Origin of the sequence: Paramesorhizobium deserti (genome assembly GCF_001558695.1) — a bacterium.
In the GTDB taxonomy this organism is placed as follows: Bacteria; Pseudomonadota; Alphaproteobacteria; order Rhizobiales; family Rhizobiaceae; genus Paramesorhizobium; species Paramesorhizobium deserti.
In genome coordinates, this window is the sequence record NZ_LNTU01000037.1 from 32984 (window position 1) to 55675 (window position 22692).

Sequence of the window (22692 nt, forward strand, 5' to 3'; positions counted from 1 at the left end):
CCGGAACGATCATTTGCGCAGCCGCCAGCCCGATCAGGCGGTGATCTCGCGGGCATGGATGGCGTATTTGAACGTGTCGGGATCGAGGCAATCCAGCCTAGCCGAGGCGACCTCCGCCTGTGGATACATCAGGAAGCCGAGCGCCGGCCCGTCCGAACCGGGCAGCGCCACGTCGCGGGCCGAATTATAGGCGATCCAATTGCCCTCCCAGGCGCCGAACAGCGCTTGGCGCGCCGCGACTACCTTGGGATCATTGGCGTCAAGCCCGCCTTCCGCTTCTTCAAGCATGACCTTGCGAACATCCGCCGGGTCGACGGGAACCCAGCCGAAATCGGACAGATGGATCTCGGCGCGGCAATGCTGAGCTTTGGTGACGACCGCATCCTTCGCGCCAAGGCTCTTGTAGCCGAATCTGGATGGCGCCACCCGCAAGCCGTAGACCTCGCGCGCGGGGATACCAGCGGCACGGGCAAGCCCGACATAAAGGGCATTCAGGTCGGCACATTTGCCGCCTAGATCGCCGCTCGCGAGCAACGCCGCGACATTGCCGTCGCCACAACCGCGCGTCGACGCCTTGCGATAGGTGTTCGCGACTACCCAGTCATAGATCAGCTTCGCTTTCTCGACCTCCTTCGTCGCATCGCCGACGATTGTGTCGGACAGCGCCTTCACCGCACCATCGACCGGCACCAACCGGGTTCCAGCCAGATACCCGGCACGTTCCACAAGGGAGAGGGGTTCAACGCCGGCTGGTCGCGACAGGTCAGTTGCGCGGTCGCGCGTGACGACACGGCTGACGATCTCGACGGAGGGCACGGCATTGCTCTTTTCCCAATCGACAAGCAGCATGTCGGCATCATTGGCGGGATCGCGCACGAAACCGGCGGTGGCTGCATTGGTCGTCCAAGTGTTCGCCTGCGGCCGGTTCCAGTCGTCGGCGCTGAAAGTGGGCAGCGGAATCCAGGCGCGCCCGGCGCCTGAAAACTCGACGCGGGTCACGATTTCGAATGTCCGCCATGCCGCGGGCCTCGGTGCGAAGACGGGGCTTGCCAAGCTCACTCGCGGCATTGCCGCCGTTGCCGAGAGAATTGCGCTCATTTTCAGAAATGCACGACGATCAAGCATGATTTCCTCCCGATTGGATTTGAGAATGGCCATAGCCAAACCGGCAGCAGACGCATTGCGCGTCCCGGCGCCGACCTCGGCTTGCATGGATTCAGAACATTGCGGGAAAAGAGGCGGGCGCGCTCCAAGACAGCCAATCGTTGCCGACGGCAAGACACAGAAATCCGATAAGGACAGCCCCGAACCTCGGGAGCGACGGTTAAGCCCACATAGGCATTATTGTCCGGCTGAGGTCGAACGTCAATTTGCGTTCGTCGCTATTTCTTGCCGCGATCAAGCAGAACTTCAGTAGATGATAGGAAAATGTCAGATAGCATTAAATGTGGCGGCATTATTCACGCTGTATTTTCTGATATTTACGACCATGATTTCGACTGAATATTAAGTAGATTATTTTACTCATGTTTGATTACTTCTTCTTGATTTGACAATGGAGCCGGGTAGCGTAAGATTTTATCTGGAAAAGCTGATGATTTGGATTTCGAAGTGCAGCAAACCTATTGAATTCCCGGTATACCGCAGGGGTTTTGCCGGTCTTTGGGGAGGTATCATGCCATGAACATGGAACTCTCGCGGCGCCAGTTTCTCGGAGCAGCCGGCGCAGGCGTTGCGGGTACGGCGCTTGGCGCATTCGGCTTCGGCGATATCGAGGCGGCACATGCCGAGGCGATCCGCGCTTTCAAGCTCGTCAATACCACCGAAACCCGCAATACCTGTCCGTATTGTTCGGTCGCTTGCGGCGTCATCATGTATTCGAAGGGTGATCTGAAGAAGGGCGAGAAAGCCGAGATCATTCATATCGAAGGCGATACCGACCATCCGACGAACCGCGGAACGCTCTGCCCGAAAGGTGCGGCGCTGCTCGATTTCGTGAAGTCGGAGACGCGTCTGAAATACCCGATGATCCGCAAGCCGGGTTTGGATAAGTTCGAGCAGGTTACCTGGGACGAGGCGCTCGATCGCATCGCACGGCTGATGAAGGACGACCGCGACGCCAATTTCATCCAGACGAATGGTGACGGCGTCACCGTCAATCGCTGGACGACGACCGGCTTTCTTGCTGCCTCCGCAACCACGAACGAAACCGCTTGGGAAACCTATAAGGTCGTGCGCAGCACGGGGATGGTGGCGTTCGACAATCAGGCACGCGTTTGACACGGCCCCACGGTAGCCAGTTTGGCTCCAACTTTCGGCCGCGGCGCAATGACCAATTCGTGGACGGACATCAAGAACACTGATCTCGTCATCATCATGGGCGGCAATGCCGCTGAAGCCCATCCGTGTGGCTTCAAATGGGTGACGGAGGCAAAGGCCAATCGCGGCGCCAAGCTGATCGTCGTCGATCCACGCTTCACCCGTTCGGCTTCGGTGGCGGATTTCTATGCCCCGATCCGGCAGGGCACGGACATCGCCTTCCTGCTCGGTGTGATGAACTATTGCATCAGCAACAACAAGGTGCAGTGGGACTATGTCAGGGCGTTCACCAACGCGTCCTATATTGTCAAGGACGGCTTCGCCTATCAGGATGGCCTGTTCACGGGCTATGACGAGGCCAAGCGCGACTATGACAAATCGACCTGGGATTACGTCATCGGCGATGATGGCTATGCCGTGGTGGACGACACGCTGACGCACCCGCGCTGCGTTTGGAACCTGCTGAAGCAACACATCGCCGTCTATACGGCGGAAATGGTGGAGCGGATCTGCGGCACCCCGAAGGAGAAATTCCTGAAAGTGGCCGAGATGATCTCCGAGTGCTCGTCGCCGACCAAGGCGATGACCTCGATGTACGCGCTCGGCTGGACGCAGCACTCCAAGGGCTCGCAGAATATCCGCTCGATGGCGATGCTGCAGCTCATCCTCGGCAATATCGGCATCCGGGGCGGCGGCATGAATGCGCTGCGTGGGCATTCCAATATCCAGGGCCTTACCGATATCGGCCTGATGTCGAACCTGCTGCCCGGCTATCTGACGCTGCCGACCGAGAAGGAGGTCGATTTCGACAGCTATATGTCGACACGCGGGTTCAAGCCGCTCAGGCCGAACCAGATGAGTTATTGGCAGAACTACAGGAAGTTCTTCGTCAGCTTCCAAAAGGCGATGTGGGGCGCTTCTGCGACGCCGGAGAACAATTTTGCCTATGACTGGTTGCCGAAGCTCGATTTGCCCAGCTACGACGTGCTGCGCGCGTTCGAGCTCATGAACCAAGGCAAAATGAACGGCTATGTCTGCCAGGGGTTCAATCCGCTGCTTGCCGCCCCGAACAGGGCCAAGCTGACGGCTTCCCTGTCGAAATTGACATATCTCGTCACGATGGATCCGCTCGATACAGAGACGGCTCGGTTCTGGGAAAATCACGGCGAGTTCAACGATGTGGACTCCTCGCAGATCCAGACGGAGGTCATTCAACTGCCCTCCACCTGCTTTGCCGAGGATGAGGGATCGCTCACCAATTCCGGGCGCTGGCTGCAGTGGCACTGGCCTGGCGGCACGCCTCCGGGCGAGGCAAAGACCGACAACTGGATCATGGCGCAGATCCATATGCGCCTGAAGGACCTCTATCGCAAGGAAGGCGGCGCTTTTCCCGATCCGATCGTCAATCTCGACTGGGCCTATGCGGACCCGGGCGAGCCGACCGCGGAAGAGCTTGCCAAGGAGATCAACGGCAAGGCGCTTGCGACCGTCTACGATACCGCCGATCCGACCAAAGTGCTGGCGGAGACAGGCAAGCTGGTGCCGAGCTTCGCGGCATTGCGCGACGATGGTTCGACGACTTGCGGCTGCTGGATCTATTCCGGCTGCTTCAACGAGAACGGCAACAACATGGCCCGGCGCGATACGTCGGATCCGGACGAAACCGGTGCCTATCTCAAATGGGCGTTCTCATGGCCGGTCAATCGCCGCATCCTCTACAACCGGGCGTCGGCTGATCTGACCGGCAAGGCCTGGGATCCGAGCCGCAAGCTGATCGAATGGGACGGCGAAAAATGGTCGGGCTACGATGTGCCCGATATCGCGCCGACGGCCAAGCCCGAGGAAGTCGGACCGTTCATCATGAATCCAGAGGGCGTGTCGCGTCTTTTCACCCGCGGCATGATGCGCGACGGGCCGTTCCCGGCTCATTACGAACCGTTCGAATCTCCAGTCGCGAACCTCGTCGCACCGAACGTGCGCGGCAATCCCGCGGCGCGGGTGTTCCAGGACGATTTCGCGCAATTCGCCGAAACCGCGTCTGCGGAGTTCCCTTATGCGGCGACCTCCTATCGCCTGACGGAGCACTTCCACTATTGGACCAAGCACGTCTGGGTCAATGCCGTGCTGCAGCCGGAGTTTTTCGTCGAGATTTCGGAGGAACTGGCGAAGGAAAAAGGCATCACCCATGGCGGATGGGTGCGGGTATGGTCGAAACGCGGATCGGTAAGGGCCAAGGCGGTCGTGACCAAGCGGATCAAGCCGCTGATCTGCGACGGTAAGGCCGTTCATGTGGTGGGCATACCGCTGCACTGGGGCTTCACCGGCGCCGCAAGGAAGGGCTTCGGGCCGAACTCGCTCACGCCCTTCGTCGGCGATGCCAATATCGAAACGCCTGAATACAAGGCGTTCCTGGTCAATATCGAGCCCACCACCGGGCCGGTGGCATAGGAGGACGGTAGCCATGTTCCCGCCTGTTCCAAATCCCACCACCCAGCCCGAAGCGCCACGGTTCGGCGAAAAGGATCTCATCCGCCGCTCGGCATCGACGGTCACACCGCCGGCCGAACGGCAGACCGAGGTGGCGAAGCTGATCGACGTCTCCAAATGCATCGGCTGCAAGGCATGCCAATCGGCCTGCATCGAGTGGAACGATACCCATCCGGCGATTGAGACCAATACCGGCATCTATGAGAACCCGCATGATCTGACGCCCGATATGTTCACGCTGATGCGTTTTACCGAGTGGGAGAACCCCGAGACGAACAATCTCGAATGGCTTATCCGCAAGGACGGCTGCATGCATTGCGAGGATCCGGGCTGCCTCAAGGCCTGTCCGGCGCCGGGCGCCATCGTGCAGTATTCCAACGGCATCGTCGATTTCGTCCATGAGAATTGCATCGGCTGCGGCTATTGCATCAAGGGATGCCCGTTCAACATTCCGCGCATATCGCAGGTCGACCACACCGCCTATAAATGCACGCTCTGCTCCGACCGTGTCGCAGTCGGCCAGGGACCGGCCTGCGCGAAGGCATGCCCGACCCAGGCGATCGTCTGGGGAACCAAGGACGAGATGAAGGAGTGGGCCGCCGACCGCGTCGAGGACCTGAAGTCGCGCGGTTTCGAGAATGCCGGGCTTTACGATCCGCCCGGTGTCGGCGGCACGCATGTCATGTATGTGCTGCATCATGCTGATCAGCCGCAACTCTATTCCAACCTGCCTGAGAACCCGCGGATCAGCCCGGTTGTCGAAGCCTGGAAGGGCGTCACCAAATATGCCGGCCTTGCCGTTCTCGGCATCGCCGCCGCAACCGGTTTCATGCACTATCTGGTTGCCGGGCCGAACCGTGTTTCGGAGGAGGATGAAGAAGCGGCGGAGAGGCTCACAGGGGAGGGCCGCTCATGAGCATCGATGTGAAAGCCAATGGAAATTACGAGGTGGGGAAGGACGAGCGTGTCCATCCCGGAAAACCTGTCGTCGTCGATCGCTATACGGCAGGGGCGCGGATCAATCATTGGATCACTGCGACAAGCCTCGTGCTGCTGGCCTTGTCCGGGCTGGCGCTATTCCATCCCAGCCTGTTCTTCCTGACCGGGCTCTTCGGCGGCGGGCAACTGACACGGATCATCCATCCATGGATCGGCGTCATCCTCTTCTTCAGCTTTTTCGGCCTGTTCCTGCGTTTCTGGAAAGCAAATCTCTGGAGGCGGGATGATAGCGATTGGCTCGCGCATGGCCGCGATGTCCTGGCCGGCCATGAGGAGCGTGCGCCCGAGGTCGGCAAATACAATGCAGGACAGAAGCTGGTCTTCTGGTCGATGTCGGCTTTGATCATTGTATTGATTACATCAGGCGTGGTGATCTGGGACCAGTATTTCTCGGTATTCACCACCGTCGAGCAGAAGCGATGGGCGGTGCTCGTGCACTCGATCGCCGCCATCGTGGCGATCTGTGTCTGGATCATTCATGTCTATTCGGCTTTCTGGGTACGCGGTACCATACGCGCCATGACGCGGGGTTCGGTGACCGGCGGCTGGGCGTGGCGGCATCATCGCAAATGGCTGCGCGATTTGGTGGCGAGAACACCGCACGATAAATCGGGGAGGACGCCCGCCGAATAACGGGGCGTCAGGATCGGTCCACGTGGCCCGGCGGGTTCGTGAGGGAGTATCATGAGGCGTAAAACTGCGGTCGCAGCGGATCCGACAGCGATCGGAAATATCTCGTCACCACCGTTTGTGCGTCTGCCCGATCCCGCATTGCTCTTTTCCGCCAGAGCAGCACGTTTCCGGCAGTTGGCCGAAGCTAGCCAGCTCGCATCCTATCTCAATTTCCTTGCAGAGCTTACGGCTGCCCAGCATACGGTCCTCACCGACCTGCCGCTTGCCGAAGCGCCCGACGCGGAAGCGCTGCAGCGTGCGCGCGCCTTCGAAATGCCGCTGCTCGACCGAAATCTCATCGAGAAGGACCCGACAACTGACCGGATATTCGACCAGCTTTTTGCGGTTGCCGATGCAATCGAGAAGCCGCCCGCGGCTGCCGAGGCGCTTGTCCAGGTGGCCGGGGCCGATCCCGCAAAGCGTCTCGCCACGGCAAGGACGCTTTTCACCGGCACGTTGCCCGGAGACGCCATTGCGGAACATATCTTCGTCTGGGCTGGGCTTCAGGTATATTTCGCCCGGCTCGCATCGGCTCTCGACCCGGCTGACGTGAAACCGGTGGCCGATGGCGTCTGTCCGGTCTGCGGCAGTCCGCCCTCGTCCTCGATGGTGGTGGGCTGGCACGGCTCGCATGGCGCCCGCTTTTGCTCGTGCTCGCTTTGCGGCACCTTGTGGCACTATGTCCGCATCAAATGCGTGCTTTGCGGCTCCACCAAGGGGATCGGTTACCAGGAGATCGAAGACCAGGGGGGGGGCGTCAAGGCCGAGACCTGCGACAATTGTCATGGCTGGTCTAAGATCTTCTATCAGGACAAGGCCCCCGAGACCGAACCGGTCGCTGACGATGTGGCAAGCCTGGCGCTGGATCTCCTGATGCGCGAAGGGCCTTATCGCCGTGGCGGCTTCGCGCCGCTCATGGCGGGCTTTTAGGGAAGGGCGTGAAATGGATGCTAATTTCAGCCTGCGCGACATTCCCTCGATCGATCAGCTTCTGAAAGCCTCCGTTATGGTCGAGGCGGTAGACCGCTTCGGCCGGCCGACCGTCACCAACGCGTTGCGGGCCACGCTTGCCAGAATAAGGGACGAAGTGCGCCGGGGCGGCCGCATTCCTTCTTCGGAAACGATAGTGACCGCAGCCCTTGCACGGCTCAATGCCGATGCCCGCTCAACGCTTCGGCCTCTGTTCAATCTGACCGGCACCGTGCTCCACACCAATCTCGGCCGCGCGCTTCTCGCCGATGCGGCAATCGAAGCCGCCACGGATGCGATGCGCGAGGCCGTGGCGCTCGAGTTCAATCTGGAGAGCGGGAGGCGCGGCGAGCGGGACGATCATCTGCGCGAGCTTGTCTGTGAACTGACAGGGGCGGAAGATGCAACCATCGTCAACAACAATGCCGCGGCCGTTCTTCTGGTGTTGAACAGCGTGGCGGTAGGCAAGGAAGCAATCGTCTCGCGTGGCGAACTGATCGAGATCGGCGGCGCCTTCCGCATGCCCGATATCATGGCGCGTTCCGGTGTCCGGCTTGTCGAGGTCGGCACCACCAATCGCACCCATCCCAAGGATTATATCAACGCCATTGGTCCGGATACGGGACTGATCCTGAAGGTCCATACCTCCAATTATCGTATCGAGGGCTTTACCAGCGAGGTGGGCGCGCGTGAGCTGGCCGGGATCGCACGCGACAAAGACGTTCCACTGATCAATGATCTCGGCTCCGGTACATTGACCGATCTTGTCCGTTTCGGGCTCGCGCATGAGCCGACCGTCCGCGAGGCGATCGATGAAGGGGCGGATATTGTCACCTTCTCCGGTGACAAGCTGCTTGGCGGGCCGCAAGCGGGATTCATCGTCGGGCGCAGGGTTTTGATCGAGAAGATTAACAAGAATCCGATGAAGCGGGCACTGCGGGTCGACAAGATCCGCGTTGCGGCGCTGGAAGCAACGCTGAAGCTCTACCGCGATCCAGACCGACTGGGTGAACGCCTGCCGACGATGCGGCTGCTCGCCCGCCCGCAGGCCGAGATCGAGGCGCAGGCGCAAAAGCTGGCGCCATTAGTGGCGCGGGCATTAAATGGGAGCTTCAGTGTTTCGGTCATTGCCTGCGAAAGTCAGATCGGTTCCGGCGCCCTGCCGCTGGCCACGATCCCGAGCAGCGGATTGGCGCTGACGCCGGTCGACGGCAGCGGCAGCGCGCCCGAGCTTCTCGCGGCATCGCTCAGGCAGCTCGACAGACCAGTGATCGGTCGCATCGAACGCGGATCACTGGTCCTCGACCTGCGGTGTCTCGAGGACGAAGCGGGTTTCGCGGCCAATTTCACCCCGGTCTATCCGCCGGCTGAAGAGGTGGAAAGACCATGATCGTCGGTACCGCCGGGCATATCGATCACGGCAAGACCTCCCTGGTCGGGGCGCTGACCGGCGTCGATACGGACCGGCTGAAGGAGGAAAAATCCCGCGGCATCTCGATTGATCTCGGCTTCGCCTATATGCCGACGGGCGATGCGGGCATCATCGGTTTCATCGATGTGCCGGGACACGAGAAATTCATCCACACCATGCTTGCCGGCGCCAGCGGCATCGATTTCGTGCTTCTGGTGGTTGCCGCCGATGACGGGGTGATGCCGCAGACGCGCGAACATCTCGCCATCGTCGATCTCCTTGGGGTGGAACGCGGCATCGTCGCCATCACCAAGGCAGATCTGGTGCAGGAGGACCGGCTGACGGCCGTTGAAGCGGCGATCCGCAATGAACTTGCCGGCACCATGCTCCATGATGCGCCCATGATCGCGGTTTCGGCCGTATCGGGTCAGGGCGTAGCGGCGTTGCGGGACGAAATCATCGCTGCCGCCAGGGGGTTGAGTGAGCGGCAAGCGGCGGGCCGGTTCCGCATGGCGGTGGACCGCTCCTTCACGATCCAGGGTGCCGGCACGATCGTCACCGGAACGGTGCTTTCCGGCGAGGTGGCGGTCGATGATCCCGTGACGGTCAGTCCCTCCGGTCTTGCCGCGCGCATACGTTCGATCCACACGCAGAACAGGCCAAGCAAACACGGCCACGCCGGTGACCGCTGCGCGCTCAATCTTGCCGGCTCCGGCGTGACGAAAACAGCCATTAATCGCGGTGATATGGTGCTGGACCCAGGCCTGCACGCGCCGACCAACCGGATCGATGCGACGTTGCGGGTGCTCGGTTCCGAACCCAAGCCGATTGGGCACTGGTTTCCAGTGCGGCTTCATCATGCATCGGCTGAGCTTGGAGCCCGTATTGTCCTTCTGGCCGATGAGCCGGTGACGCCGGGTGCCCATGCGCGTGTGCAGCTGGTTCTCGACCGGCCGATCGCGGCGGCGGTTGGCGATCGTTACGTCATTCGCGATACTTCGGCCCGCCGGACCATCGGCGGTGGCCGGTTTATCGACCTGCGAGCGCCTGGCCGTAAGCGCCGCACGCCGGAACGTATGGCGCAGCTCGATGCTTGTGCGTTGATGGACCCGCTAAGCGTGGCCGATGCATTGCTCGCCGTGCCCCCGTTTTATGTCGATCTCACCGCCTTTGCCCGGGACAGGGCCATGGCGGCAGCCGATGCGGCCGTGCTGGCGGAGGCTGTGGGCGCGGTGCAATTGCCGCTGGGGGAAACGGTTCTGGTGATGTCCGCGCAACACTGGACGAAATTCCAGGATGATCTTCTGGAGAAGCTTCGGTCGTTCCATGCGGACAATCAGGATTTGCTAGGCTTGGGCGTGGAGCGGCTGCGCATGCAGCTTGAGCCGCGCCTGCCGGTGCCGGCTTTCCGCGCTGCTCTTCAACAGCTGGTGGCGGCGGGAGAGATCGTTCTGGACGGGGCCTGGGTGCGGCTGACCGGCCATCAAGTGACGATGGGACAGGCGGACGAACGTCTGTGGAGCGAGATCGAGCCGCTGTTGGGTGGGCCTGAGCGTTTTCGCCCGCCGCGCGTCCGCGATATTGCCGGATTGCTGGCGATACCGGAGCCGCAGTTGCGCCGGCTCATGAAGCTCGGCAGCCGCATGGGCCGAGTGCACGAGGTGGCCCATGATCATTTCTTCCTGCGCCAAACCGTGGCGGAGATGGTGGCGATCATCGCCGATATCGACGCTGCCTCGGATGCGGGCTGGTTCACCGCGGCGCAGTTCCGCGATCGTGTCGAGAATGGCCGCAAGGTGGCGATCCAGATCCTCGATTTCTTCGATCGCAATAGCGTCACGCTGCGGCGCGGTGATCTTCGCCGCGTCAATCGCAGCCGTCTGGACCTGTTCGGCGATTTGACCAATAGTGTTGTCGGCAAGCATGTCGCTTCAGGAGGAGATGCGTCCCCGGTGGGGCGTCCGGACTTCAAATCCGGGAGGGGCCGAGAGACGGTCTTTGGTGGGTTCGACTCCCACTCTCTTCCGCCATTATCCGGCAGCTCCGGTTCCGGACGTGCGCGATGACGTCCGTTCCAGATTATCTCGAGGCATTGCGGCTGGCGGCGGATGAAGCCCGCTCAGTGGAAGCCGCCTACAGGCGTGAGGCAGCGGCCCGGATTGCGCTGCTCGAGCAGGAGCGCGCCTTTGCTTTCCGCCGAATGAATTTGATGCAGCTCATCGCTGAAACGGTGAGGCCGCGTCAGACTGACGGTGTTGATACGGTCGATGGCAGCGGTGAGGAAATTGCCGTCGCTGGCGCGCTGGCCGCCTTGCGCACAAGGCTCGGCTGGTCGTCGGACAGCGAAGCGCGTGACGCGACGCTTGCCCGCTTTGCGCCGGTGGCCGGCGCGCTCTATCGGGCATCCGTTGGTGATACTACGGACAAGCCGGGAGTTTCTCCAGATGTTGCGAAGAAACTCGCCGGGTTCGAGGCTTGGTATGAGGAGACGCACGGCGTCTCGTTCTGGACACTTTTCGAAAATCCGATGCCAGACACGCCGCGCATCGATTTTTAATGCATCAGCCTTTCAGGCTGCGGGCATATTCCAGCGCCGAGAGCATGTTGACGTGATTGGCGAGCCCCTTGCCGGCGATGTCGAAGGCCGTCCCATGGTCCACGGAAACACGGTCGATCGGCAGGCCGAGCGAAACATTGACGGCCGTATCGAAGGCAACGAGCTTAACCGGGATATGGCCTTGGTCGTGATACTGCGCGACGACGAGGTCGAACGCACCGTGATAGGCCCGATGATAGACCGTATCGGCGGAGATCGGCCCGACGACATTGATGCCTTCGGCCCTGGCCATCTCCACACCGGGCGCGATCTGCAGATCGTCCTCACGGCCAAAAAGGCCGTTTTCGCCGCAATGCGGATTGATGCCAGCGACCGCGATGCGCGGGTTTTCGACGCCCATACGCCTGAAATGCTTGTAGCCGATACGGATCGTTTCCGCGATGCGTTCCGGCGTGGCGCGATCGATCGCCTGTTTCAGCGAGACATGGGTCGAAACGTGGATAGTGTTCAGCCGTTCGGAGGCGAGCAGCATCCAGGATGATTTGCAGCCCGTCAGATGCGCCAGCATGCCGGTGTGGCCGTCATAGTGATGGCCGGCGGCGTTCAGCGCCTCCTTGTTGATCGGGGCGGTGATGATGCCCGCGGCATCACCGGCGCTGGCGAGATCGACGGCGGTCTTGATATATTGGAATGAGGCTTCGCCGCAGCGCGGGGAAAGGATGCCGAATTCTCCGGGTAACCCTTCGACCGGCACATGGATTACCTTGACGCCTCCGGCTGACGCGTCGAACGGCAGATCGACCTTGCAAGCCGCGCGTGCCCGCTCCAGGGTCGGCAGGTCGCCGATGATTGCATAGTCGGCGCGCTCACCGGCCGGCAGGCTCGCCAGCGCCTTGACGGAGATCTCCGCTCCAACGCCCGAAGGGTCGCCCATGGTGATCACGAAGGGCTTGCGGGCGGACGTCGTCGTCATGGCATTTCTCCAGCTTTTCGGTCGGGCTATTTGCCTCACAAATTTACAAAATGTCAACCTTGGAAGACGCTGTCATGCAATGATTTTATTGGAAGTTTTCCTTATAAAAGCACGACATATGCTGCCATTTCCAAAAATTTGTATATACTCGTTTATATCATAGCGCATAAGGATACAGCTTTATGACGAAGCTCCTGATCATAGCCGACGACCTGACCGGAGCGCTCGACAGCGCCGCGCCCTTTGCCGTGCGCGGCCTGAAAACCGTTATCGCCTGCCGCCCGCGGCACATGGAAGCCGCCCTGACGCAGCGGGCGGATGTGGTGGCTGTCTCCACCGCTTCGCGCGAGGGCGGCGCGGCAGCAGCCCGCAGCACGGTTGCCGAGGTCATGCTCGCGGCAGCTCGCGCCGGCATCGACAAGCCGCACCAGATATTCAAGAAGATCGATTCCCGTATGAAAGGGCATGTCCGGGCGGAAACGCTTGAAGCGGCAGAGGCCTGCGGCGCCAACCGTCTCGTCGTGTGCCCGGCGATTCCCGCGCAGGACCGCATCGTTTGGAATGGAGCAGTCCGGGGCAGGGGGGTGAAAGAACCGATTGGAATTGCCGGGTTTTTCCCGGATGTGACTATGGATGTGCTCGCCCCAGATGCGGCGAATGACGAGGATCTGGAACGGATCATATCTTCGGCAGGGCCTGCCGACATGCTGGTCGGGGCTGCCGGCTTGAGTGGAGCGCTGGCGCGGGCGCTCGCTCCTGCGGGTTTCGCGCGGACCGCGCCGCGCCTTCGCGCACCGGCGCTGCTGGCGATCGGCTCACGCGATCCGATCACGCTCGAACAGATCGCGCAACTGAGAGAAAGAACAAATCCGGCATGGATCGGTGCGCCGAATGGTGTGGCATCGGTGAATACTGCCGATGGAGTAGCCATAACCGTTTTGCAAATGCTGCCTTCGAATGAGGTGATCAGCGGTGATCAGGCCAATAGAAATTTCTCCCAGACCGTCCAGAGGCTCCTCGATCGGGGTATTGAGTCGCTTCTGTGCTGCGGCGGCGAGACGGCGGATGCGGTTCTTGCAGGCGCCGGAAACGGCATCATCGAACTCAAAGGGGAACTTTTGCCGGGTATTCCCGCCGGAATTACCGAAATTAATGACAAAAAACTGCTGATTGCTACGAAATCGGGAGGATATGGAGACTTGAATTGCCTTGCGGATATCGCAGAAAGCATTGATTTTGTGGAATCCTGCGAGATAGACTGAAGCCAAAAGGAGCATTCATGTCGGTTGGCAATTCGTCAGAAGATGCAGGCAAAAACGGCCGTTCGCGTTCCAAACCGGCTCTGGCGGAGCGTGTCTATCACATGCTTTACGCCCGCATCTCCAATGGTGATTATCCCACGAATTCCAAGCTTCCACCGGAGCTGCATCTGAGCGAGGAATTCGGCGTTTCGCGTCCTGTCTTGCGTACAGCACTCGAGCGGCTGCGCAGCGAAGGCCTGGTCTATTCCAGGCAGGGCGCCGGCAGCTATGTTCGCGCGCCGCAGGGCCAGGCGCTCGGCTTCGCCAAGGTGGAGACGATTGCCGACATCCAGCGCTGTTATGAATTCCGCATCAATCTGGAAACGGAGGCCGCGGGCCTCGCCGCGGAGCGGCGCAGCGACGACGACGTGGCGGCCATGGAAGGGGCGCTACGGCTGATGGATGCGGCCACACTTTCGCACCAGCATCGCGAGGATGCGGATTTCGCCTTTCATCTGGCGGTCACGACCGCGACCGGCAATCACTATTTCGAGGCGTCGATGCGGGCCCTGCGCGAGCACATCGCTGTCGGCATGAAAATGCACGGAAAGTCGCTGATGTCAGACGGCCCAAAGGGCTTGCACGAGGTTTTCAACGAGCACAGCGCGATTTTTGCCGCCATCCGCGACCGGGACAGCGAAGCGGCCCGGCGCCTCATGCACGATCACCTCGTGCATTCGCGTGAGCGCCTGTTCGGTGGCTCGCTTCTCGATCTCAAGCGGGGATAACCGCCTTCGGTGGTGTGACACCCAATTTTTCCGCCTCGGCAAGCAGAGCGGATAGGATGCCGGGATAGAGCTTCACCCCTTCAGCCACAGCTTCGCGCTTACGGGCAAGCGCCGCCTGGCCGGGAAGCCGGACCGGAGCGCCACCCGGAAGCGGCGTTGAGTTCCTGCAGGCCTCGGCGAGCCAGCCGGTCTGCTTGAGGAAGGCGTCAGAACCGCCAAAGGCCGCCGGGTCGTAGACCGTGATTGTCACGGCGGCATTCGTGCCCTTCGGGGAATCCGCCCGGCCGTAGCCGGCAAGCCCCTGCGTGATCGCCTCGACCGAAAGCGCCATGCCATAGCCTTTCTGCCCGTGATCGCGGCCGCCGGTGGGCAGCAGTGTGCCGCCACGGGTGACGGCATGCGGGTCACTGGTCGGGGTGCCGTCCGCTTCCATCAGCCAGTCCGCAGCATAGCGCCGCTCTTCGCGGATCATTCGCTGCGCCATGTTGACGGTGGTGATCGACGCCGAGATATCAATGAGGATCGGTTCATCGGGCGTCGGAATGCCGTAGGCGACAGGATTGGGCGTAAATATCCCAGTGGTGCCGCCGAAGGGCGCGACCTGCGCACCGGAGGGCGAAGAGGAGGCGATGGAAACCATCAGGCCCTGATCGATGGCGATCGAGAGATAGGCCGCCAGCGCGCCGATATGATGGCTGTCGCCGATGACGAGCGTTGCCGTGCCATATTCCCGGGCGCGGGCCGAAGCGAGCTTCACCCCTTGCGAGGTCAGCCAGGCGCCCGGCAGTCGTCTGCCGCGCCAGCAGATCGCCGCTCCCTTGTCGGAGAGCACCTCCGGCTCGCCATCCCTCGTCATGACGCCGTCGGCGATGCTTTGCAGATACCATGGTGCGAGCGCCAGGCCGTGGGTCATGTGGCCCATGGCATCGGCTTCGACCAGATAGGTCGCAACCGTCTCGGCCTTGTCCTGCGCCAGCCCGGCGGCGCTGAATAGCGCTCTTGCAAAGTCGGTGAGATCGGCAATCGCCAGGCGGTCCATCGTCATGCTCCAAAAACTTCCGGATTGAGAACACGGCGCGGCCGGCCGCCGGCCATCAACTCCTCGATATCGGCGATATTCATCAGCCCGACATTTTCGACCGCCTCCAGCGTGTCGGCGCCCGAATGCGGCATGAAGACGACGCGAGGATGGGAAAAGATCGGGTGAGAAATATCCGGCGGCTCGCTGACATAGGCGTCGATCGCCGCGCCGCCCAGCCGGCTCTCGTGAAGGGCCGTGGATAGCGCATCGACATCGACCACCTCGCCGCGGGCGAGGTTGAGCAGACAGGCGGTCGGCTTCATCAGCGCCAGCTTTTCCGCATTGATCAGCGATGCATTACCGGCACCGCCAAAGACATGCAGCGACACATAATCGGCCCGGGAGAGGAGTTCGTCGAGTTTGACGAGCTCGATCTGGTTTGCCCCAGCAAAAGCCTTGTCGGCATAGGGATCGGTGGCGATCACCTGCATTCCGAGACCACGCGCCATACGGACGAGCGAACGTCCGATATTGCCGAGGCCGACGATACCGAGCACCTTGCCGCCGATCTGCGTGCCGACCTTGCGGTCCCAACCGCCCGCTATGACACTCGCATGGCCGGCGGGGATATTGCGGGCGAGGCAGAGCATCATGCCGATCGCGAGTTCGGCGACAGCATCGGCATTGGCGCCGGGCGTATTGGCGACGGGCAGGCCGCGCGCGGTGCAGGCGGGGATATCGATATTGTCGACACCGACCCCGTGCTTGAGAACCGCTTTCAGTCCGGTCGCTTTCTCCAGCATTTCGGTCGTCACCGGAACGAGGCCGACGATCATGTAATCGGCGCGCGCGATGTGGTCGGAAACGCCGCCGTCAGGCTTGCTGGTGTCGACGCAGCGGATCAGCTCCCATCCCAGCTCCTGCAGCTTCTGCGGCGCGCGCCCATATTTGCCGAAACCTGGCGATGTCGTAAGGATCACCGTCATCACGCACGCCCGTATTTCTTGAGGATGTCGAGGATCTTGCCGTCCTGCTCCCGATTAGGCAGCAGCGCCGGCTGGCGGCTGGCGCCGACGGAATTGTCCATCAGGTAAAGTGAACGTTTGACCAGGGCAGGGGGGAAGCCGAGGGCATAAAGATCGGTGCGGAAATTGGTGTAGATCTCCTGGCAACGCCGCGCCTCGTCGAGGTCACCGCTGTTATAGGCGTTGACGATGCCTGCAAGCACATCCGGCAGCACATTGCCGAGGCCCGAGATGCAGCCCGCCGCGCCGTTCTCCATCGACCACAGCACCAGATGATCGGGACCGGAATAGACGTCGAACCCTTCCACCTCGCGGCCGACGGCCATATAGGCGGCAAGTGTCTCCTGCGAGCCGCCGGAATCCTTGATGCCCGCGATATTGCCATGGTCGGCGAGAATGCGCGCCGTTTCAGGCTCGATATGGTTCTGGGTGCGCGCCGGGATATCATAGAGATAGATCGGCGTTTTCACGGCGTCAGCGACGGTGGTGAAATGCCGGATCAAGCCTTCCTGCGTGCAGGCGATGAAGAACGGCGTGATGACGGCAATGCCATCGACGCCGATACGGTCGAACTCGCGGGCGAGCTTCAGCGTCTCGAAGGTAGCGGGCATGCCGGCATTGACGATCACCTTCACCTGGCCGCCAACCTCATCGACCACTTCTTCCGTCAGGCGCACTTTCTCCTCGAAGGTGAGAGCGGTGAAATCGCCATTGGTGCCGGCGCACAGGATGTTATTCCCGGCCGCGATCTGGCGGCGCACCTGCGCACGCGTCGCCTCGAAATTGATGGTCTCATCCTCGTTGAAACAGGTGACGAGGGCGACATAAGCCGATTTGGTCATGATTACTCCGTGGGTATCAGGCCGTGGCGCGCTTGGCGCGGCGGGCTTGCAAATAGGGGAGGGCGAGCGAGATCACCGAAAGCCCGAGGAAGAGCAGCGTGATCGGCCCGGAAAGGAAGGCGATCAAGTTGTCGCCGGTTTGCAGCAGCCCGCGTCTCAGATTGGCCTCCAGAAGGGGGCCGAGGATGAGGGCGATGCAAAGTGCGGCTTGCGAAAAGCCGTATTTCTGCATGCCCCAGCCCAGGATCCCGAAGCCGACCATCGTATAGAGATCGACCGGATTGAGGTTGATCGCGAAGGAGCCGATGAAGCAGAAGACGACGATCGACATGGTGAGGATACGGCGCGGCACGAGCAGGATCCTGGAGGCGATCGGGATCAAGAGCATGCCGAAGATGAACATGAAGATCGTGGCGAGGAAAGTGCCGCCGAAAATGCCGACGATGATGTCCGGCCGCGTCTCGAAGAGCATAGGCCCCGGCGCCAGGCCCTGGATCATCAGCCCGCCCATCAGCACGGCGGTAACGACATCGCCGGGGATGCCGAGCGCCAGGAGCGGGATGAGCGCGGCGGCGCAGACGGCGTTGTTGGCGCTTTCGGTCGCGGCGATACCTGGTGCATAGCCGGTGCCGAAGCGCTCCGGCGTCTTCGAGGTCCGCCGCGCCTCGTTATAGGCGATCCACGAGGCGGTACCGGAGCCCGTGCCTGGAATGATGCCGATGATGGTTCCGATGAAAGATCCGCGGATAAGCGCATTCCCGCTGTCGCGCATGTCCTGCCAGGACGGCCAGCGACCGGAGACCTTCGCCGGGGCTTCCTCCGCTTTGCCGAGGCGTTCGAGCTGGGTGAAGACCTCTGAAAGAGCGAATAGGCCGATCAGCGCCGGGGTAAAGGAAAAACCGGAGGCAAAGCCGGAAATGCCGAAGGTGTAGCGCAGGACACCGGAGATCGGATCGGCGCCGACGCAGGAGATCAGCACGCCGAGACAGCCGGAAATAGCGCCTTTCAGGAGGTCGCCCGAAAGCGAAGCGATAATCGTGAGGCCGAAGAGCGCCAGGGCGAAATATTCCGGCGCGCCGAACTTCAGCGCGATACTGGCAAGCTGCGGCGCAAGCGTGGCGAGCACGATCGAGGCAAACAGCATTCCAACAGTAGAGGCTATGGTCGCCATCCCGAGCGCCTTGCCGGCCTCGCCCTTGCTCGCCATCGGATAGCCGTCGAGCACTGTCGCGGCCGAAGCGGGCGTGCCTGGTGTGCGCAACAGGATGGCCGAAATGCAACCGCCATAGATGCCGCCGATATAGATGCCGATTAGCATGTTGATGCCCATCACAGGCGCCATGCCGAAAGTGAGCGGGATCAGCAGCGCCACGCCCATCGTCGCCGTCAGACCGGGGAGGGCGCCGATGACGATCCCGCCCAGGGTGCCCAAGGCGATCGCCCAAAGAACCTGCGGCTGAAACAAGGGGAGGAGATAGGCAAGATAGTCCATGGCAATCAACTCGTTGAAGGAGGGCGGCCTGCAGTTGCCGCCCCCGCCTGCGGAAGCAATGGCTTGTCCGCTTGGCTTACTTGTTCATCTGATACATACCGAGATCCTTGATCACGGCTTCCGCGGTATCGCTGTCGCGCTTGGCGCGCGCCTTATAGGCATCCGCATCCTCATATTGAACGAACTCGCCTAAATCCTTCATTTTCTTCTGGAATTCCTCGTCCTCGACGGCAGCTTTCACGCCGTCGCGCAGGATATTGAGATCCTCTTCCGGAATTCCCTTGGGCGCGATGACGCCCTTCCAGGACGACCAGGTGAAATCGATGCCCTTTTCCTTGGCGCTCGGCGTATCGGGGAAGAGATCGATGCGCCCTTCTTCTTCGACGAAAAGCGGTTTCACCGTTCCGGCCTTGACCTGCTCCAGCGCTTCCGCCGGCGAGGCCACCATCGCCTGGATATGACCGCCGGCGCAGGCCGCCATGGCTTCCGAAGAACCGCCGAAGGGGATGGATTCGACCTTGACGCCCGCTGCCTTGGCAAAGGCTTCGGTGGAAATATGGTTTGCGCCGCCGGCGCCGGAATTACCGATCTGCGGCGCCTTCTCCTTGGCATAGGCCATGAAGCTGTCGAAATCGGAGAAAGGAGCCCCCTTGCAGGCGACCATCACCTGCAGGTTACGGCCGACCAGGCCGACGAACTCGATATCATCGATCGTGTAGTCGGCACTGCCCAGGTGCGGCAGCAGCGCGAGTGGGCCCTGTGCGCCGACGCCGACCGTATAGCCGTCCGGACGGGCGTGGATGACAGCCGACGTCCCGATCGCGCCGCCGCCACCGGGCTGATTGCGGACGATGACGGTCGCGCCGGGAATATGGCGCTGCATGCTTTCGGCCAGGAGGCGCATGGAAAGATCAGTGCCGCCGCCGGCCGAATAGGGCACGACGATCTGGACCGGTCGGTCCGGAAAGGCATAGGCAGCGGTGGCCGTCAGCGAGCCGATCAGGGCCGCCATCATGACGATGCGTTTTTTCATGAGTTTCCTCCTCGGGATCATTTGTTTTTCTCCTCCACGGACTGATTTGTAAAAATGTCGATTATGGCAGCCAGACCTGCAGAAGACGGGTAAATCCGAACCAAACCGCTCCGGTGATCAGGACCGGCAGGACGAAGAATTTTGTGGGAGACCGCTCGCCCATGAGCAGCATTCCGGCGACGAAGACCAGCAACGTCGCCGGCAGGTAGCCGAGCGGCATAAAGGCTGCGGAATAAGCGGTGAGCATAACGGCGAAAAGGCCGATGCGCAGAAAATTCCGGCGCTTGGTCCCCATATCATTGCCGGCCGGCTGGTCGCCTGTTTCCGCGGGAACCGGAACTGTCGCGCGACGCGCCCGCAGGACAAGCAATAGCGATAGGACGATGATGGCGCCGATCATCAGCCACGGCAGGAAGGAGGGCCCCGCGATCGTCCCGGCACTTTGACCCCTGATATAGAGGGTTCTCCATGCGGCAAAGGCGGAGAATGCCAGAAGGCCGCAGCCGATGACTATATCGCTTCTGATTTTTCGCATGGCTCCTCCCGGCTTCGGTCAGCCGCGCCTGGCTCCTTAATAGCTGGTCGGATCATGGTCGAAAATAGTAAACATGTCAACTTCACAACGGCGAATTATGGAATATCGATAGAAATTCGGCCGCAAACTTATCGACCAAGGCGCGACCCATGTTCATTTAAATATATGATAATACATTATTTTCCTTCTTATATCGCGACTAAATGTCATTGTTCGCCGAGCTGTCCTTCAAAAGATTCCTGCCGTTTATAAATTGACAAATAAACAAAGACTCCCTTATCCATTAGGCAGAGATGGGAGAAATATCAGACAAGTTCACGGGTTGTGAACCCGTCTGATGGATGTCTTCCCCGCGCATTGCGTGCCTTCCGGCGCGCCTTTTCGGAGACGGAATCATGCTTGCCCTGACGCATCCGCTGGAAATGCAACGTCCGCCAATCGTTAATTTTGGCATTGGTGTATTGCCGAAGCTTAAGGAATGGGTTGCGAGTTGCGGCTTTGCGCGTCCGTTCGTCGTCGCCGATATGGTCAATGCGGCGCGGCTGCCGGTTCTGGGGCTCGCCAATGCCACGTGTTTCGGCACGGTGAAGCCGGAGCCTGACATCGTCAATCTCACGGAAGCCGTTGCGGCGGCGGAGGCGGCAGGCGCGGATGTCGTCATCGGCTTTGGCGGCGGCTCCGCCATGGATCTCGCCAAGCTTGTTGCCGTGATGGCGGGAAGCGGCAAGGGTCTTCATGACATTTCGGGCCCGCATCGCGCGCCGTCAAGGACAGTCGGTCTGGCGCAAATCCCGACCACCGCCGGGACCGGTTCGGAGGTTGGGACCAGGGCGCTCGTCACCGACCCGGCGACACGCAACAAGATCGCGACCGAAAGCCTCTATATGCTGGCCGACATCGCGGTCATCGACCCGGAACTGACCGCAACCGTTCCGCCTTTCATCACCGCAGCGACGGGCGTCGATGCGCTGGCGCATTGTGTCGAAGCCTTCACCTCCAAGCGTTCGCATCCGCTGATCGACGACTATGCCTTGCGTGGGATAGAGCTCGTTGGTGCAAATCTAAAGCGTGCGGTCGACAACGGTGGGGATATGAAAGCCCGTTCGGCGCTGGCGCTCGCTTCGTTTTATGGTGGCGTCTGCCTCGGCCCCGTCAACACCACCGCCGGTCACGCCATCGCCTATCCGCTCGGAACCCGTCACAAGATCGCGCACGGCATTGCCAACGCCCTGATCTTCCCCCACGTGCTTGCCATGAACGCTCCAGCCCAACCCAAAAAGACCGCGCTGATCGCGAGAGCACTCGGCTTTACCGGGTCGACAGGAGAGGAGATCAGGAAGGGCGCCTTGGCATTCTGCCAAGGTCTCGGGCTCGACATGCGGCTGCGCGCCCACGGCGTACCGGAAGAGGATCTTCCCGCCATGGCCCGGGAGGCGCATGCCATCCGCCGTCTTCTGGACTGGAACCCGGTCGATCTTTCGGAGAGCGATATCCTGCAGATCTACAGATCCGCCTGGTAATGCCTTATCGGACCGGTGGGCCGTGTTGATACGTTATGGAGCCAATGAACGTGCCATGTCTGCACAGCGAGCGTGCAGGTCATGTCTGTGGCTAAATCTCAATACGGCCGCCGCTTTCGTGTGTGAAGAGTTGGGTGTTTCGCGCTTCGAGGTCGATACGGCCGATTATGATCCCGAGGCGATCGAGCGCAAGCCGCCCGACCGGCCGAGCGGCTTCGTCGGTAGCGTGAGGCATCCGAGCATGACGTCTCGTTCCGTTCAGAGGTGGAAACGACGCTGGACGGCATCACAAATGGTGCAGTCGGCTTCGTGTCCGACGCGGACCATCGGATGCGCTGGCAGAAAAAACGTGCTGAACTGTTAGCCCGTGCCGGCGGGCTGGATAAACATGCCTAGCGTTACGGATTTGCGGGCGTAGTGCTCTCGAGACGTTTAACTGTAGCGCTCTCGGACGCTGCCTTATGGAGTGCGGCCCAATCGTCGGGCGGATTTCCATCGTCCAGCATTCCTTTGAAGACCTTGTAGGCGTCGGTTTTCGCACCGTAGGTCCGTAGGGTCGTTTCATCATTCACCCAAGCGAAGATGATGATTTTTGCGCTCGTATCGTAGCGAAAGAACAGCCTAAACCGGCCATTCCCGATTACCTCAGTGTCGCCTGCCGGCCAATACCACGGCTTTCTCGGTGACGTCATGGACGAACGTATATCCGGCAAGCGTCGCGGCAATTCTGTGAGGGACAGAGCTAAGCTGCCATTGTACCTAAAAAGCGTCATTTGGGACAAACTAACCGGGAAACTCTGGATGAACG

Annotated in this window: 18 protein-coding genes, 1 tRNA gene and 1 pseudogene; 11 read left to right on the top strand and 9 right to left on the bottom strand. The window is 61.1% G+C overall.

What is annotated here, in order from left to right; all coding sequences use genetic code 11:
* Window positions 1-33: 33 nt before the first annotated feature.
* Window positions 34-1125, bottom strand: coding sequence for a transglutaminase-like domain-containing protein (locus ATN84_RS18980; RefSeq protein ID WP_068884340.1), 1092 nt, complete (start codon window positions 1123-1125; stop codon window positions 34-36).
* A gap of 555 nt (window positions 1126-1680) precedes the next feature.
* Here ATN84_RS18980 and fdnG point away from each other — a divergent pair.
* The 8 genes and pseudogenes from fdnG (at window position 1681) to ATN84_RS19025 (ending at window position 11414) form a co-directional block, all read left to right on the top strand.
* Window positions 1681-4767 carry a formate dehydrogenase-N subunit alpha gene (gene fdnG, locus ATN84_RS18990; protein ID WP_153020307.1) on the top strand — a complete coding sequence of 1029 codons (3087 nt, stop codon included), beginning with the start codon at window positions 1681-1683 and terminating at the stop codon, window positions 4765-4767.
* A gap of 13 nt (window positions 4768-4780) precedes the next feature.
* Window positions 4781-5722: a formate dehydrogenase subunit beta gene (gene fdxH / locus ATN84_RS18995; RefSeq protein WP_068883650.1), complete on the top strand. Its 942-nt coding sequence runs from the start codon at window positions 4781-4783 to the stop codon at window positions 5720-5722.
* Window positions 5719-6438, top strand: coding sequence for a formate dehydrogenase subunit gamma (locus ATN84_RS19000; RefSeq protein WP_068883652.1), 720 nt, complete (start codon window positions 5719-5721; stop codon window positions 6436-6438). Before fdxH ends, ATN84_RS19000 begins: the two co-directional genes overlap by 4 nt.
* A 51-nt stretch (window positions 6439-6489) precedes the next feature.
* Window positions 6490-7407, top strand: coding sequence for a formate dehydrogenase accessory protein FdhE (fdhE, locus tag ATN84_RS19005; RefSeq protein WP_068883654.1), 918 nt, complete (start codon window positions 6490-6492; stop codon window positions 7405-7407).
* 13 nt (window positions 7408-7420) lie between these two features.
* A complete protein-coding gene (gene selA, locus ATN84_RS19010; protein ID WP_068883656.1) occupies window positions 7421-8836 on the top strand; it encodes an L-seryl-tRNA(Sec) selenium transferase in 1416 nt (471 codons plus the stop codon).
* A pseudogene (gene selB / locus ATN84_RS19015) lies at window positions 8833-10665 on the top strand (selenocysteine-specific translation elongation factor); the annotation flags it as partial. The gene selA and the pseudogene selB, both read left to right, overlap by 4 nt.
* Before the next feature lie 126 nt (window positions 10666-10791).
* Window positions 10792-10887, top strand: a tRNA-Sec gene (locus tag ATN84_RS19020).
* Between the two features lie 32 nt (window positions 10888-10919).
* Entirely contained in the window at window positions 10920-11414 is a 495-nt protein-coding gene (locus ATN84_RS19025) for a hypothetical protein (RefSeq protein ID WP_068883658.1), read from the top strand.
* 4 nt (window positions 11415-11418) lie between these two features.
* Here the strand turns inward: ATN84_RS19025 and pdxA are convergent, their stop codons facing one another.
* Complete coding sequence (gene pdxA, locus ATN84_RS19030; protein ID WP_068883660.1) at window positions 11419-12387, bottom strand: 4-hydroxythreonine-4-phosphate dehydrogenase PdxA; 969 nt, start codon at window positions 12385-12387, stop codon at window positions 11419-11421.
* Between the two features lie 182 nt (window positions 12388-12569).
* Between pdxA and ATN84_RS19035 the strand changes: the two genes are divergently transcribed.
* Together ATN84_RS19035 and ATN84_RS19040 are read left to right on the top strand one after the other, a co-directional pair.
* Window positions 12570-13649 (top strand): four-carbon acid sugar kinase family protein, encoded by a 1080-nt coding sequence (locus ATN84_RS19035; protein WP_068883662.1) that lies wholly within the window; start codon window positions 12570-12572, stop codon window positions 13647-13649.
* 17 nt (window positions 13650-13666) lie between these two features.
* Window positions 13667-14416, top strand: a complete 750-nt coding sequence (locus tag ATN84_RS19040) for a FadR/GntR family transcriptional regulator (RefSeq protein WP_068883664.1) — start codon at window positions 13667-13669, stop codon at window positions 14414-14416.
* On the opposite strand, the gene ATN84_RS19045 is transcribed toward ATN84_RS19040, so the two are convergent.
* From ATN84_RS19045 to ATN84_RS19070, 6 genes are all read right to left on the bottom strand, one after another.
* The gene (locus ATN84_RS19045; RefSeq protein ID WP_068883666.1) at window positions 14403-15461 is read right to left on the bottom strand and encodes an Ldh family oxidoreductase; all 1059 of its coding nucleotides are present in this window, start codon (window positions 15459-15461) and stop codon (window positions 14403-14405) included. The genes ATN84_RS19040 and ATN84_RS19045 overlap by 14 nt on opposite strands.
* Window positions 15458-16423, bottom strand: a complete 966-nt coding sequence (locus tag ATN84_RS19050) for a phosphoglycerate dehydrogenase (protein WP_068883667.1) — start codon at window positions 16421-16423, stop codon at window positions 15458-15460. Before ATN84_RS19050 ends, ATN84_RS19045 begins: the two co-directional genes overlap by 4 nt.
* The gene (locus tag ATN84_RS19055) at window positions 16423-17304 is read right to left on the bottom strand and encodes a dihydrodipicolinate synthase family protein (protein ID WP_068883669.1); all 882 of its coding nucleotides are present in this window, start codon (window positions 17302-17304) and stop codon (window positions 16423-16425) included. Before ATN84_RS19055 ends, ATN84_RS19050 begins: the two co-directional genes overlap by 1 nt.
* 16 nt (window positions 17305-17320) lie before the next feature.
* Complete coding sequence (locus tag ATN84_RS19060; protein WP_068883671.1) at window positions 17321-18796, bottom strand: tripartite tricarboxylate transporter permease; 1476 nt, start codon at window positions 18794-18796, stop codon at window positions 17321-17323.
* Between the two features lie 76 nt (window positions 18797-18872).
* Window positions 18873-19829: a Bug family tripartite tricarboxylate transporter substrate binding protein gene (locus tag ATN84_RS19065; protein ID WP_068883673.1), complete on the bottom strand. Its 957-nt coding sequence runs from the start codon at window positions 19827-19829 to the stop codon at window positions 18873-18875.
* 61 nt (window positions 19830-19890) lie between these two features.
* Complete coding sequence (locus ATN84_RS19070) at window positions 19891-20364, bottom strand: tripartite tricarboxylate transporter TctB family protein (RefSeq protein WP_068883675.1); 474 nt, start codon at window positions 20362-20364, stop codon at window positions 19891-19893.
* A gap of 395 nt (window positions 20365-20759) precedes the next feature.
* Here ATN84_RS19070 and ATN84_RS19075 point away from each other — a divergent pair, with 395 nt between their 5' ends.
* Entirely contained in the window at window positions 20760-21884 is a 1125-nt protein-coding gene (locus ATN84_RS19075) for an iron-containing alcohol dehydrogenase (protein ID WP_068883677.1), read from the top strand.
* Window positions 21885-22282: 398 nt separating this feature from the next.
* On the opposite strand, the gene ATN84_RS28165 is transcribed toward ATN84_RS19075, so the two are convergent.
* A complete protein-coding gene (locus ATN84_RS28165; RefSeq protein ID WP_082766388.1) occupies window positions 22283-22657 on the bottom strand; it encodes a type II toxin-antitoxin system YhaV family toxin in 375 nt (124 codons plus the stop codon).
* Window positions 22658-22692 lie beyond the last annotated feature (35 nt).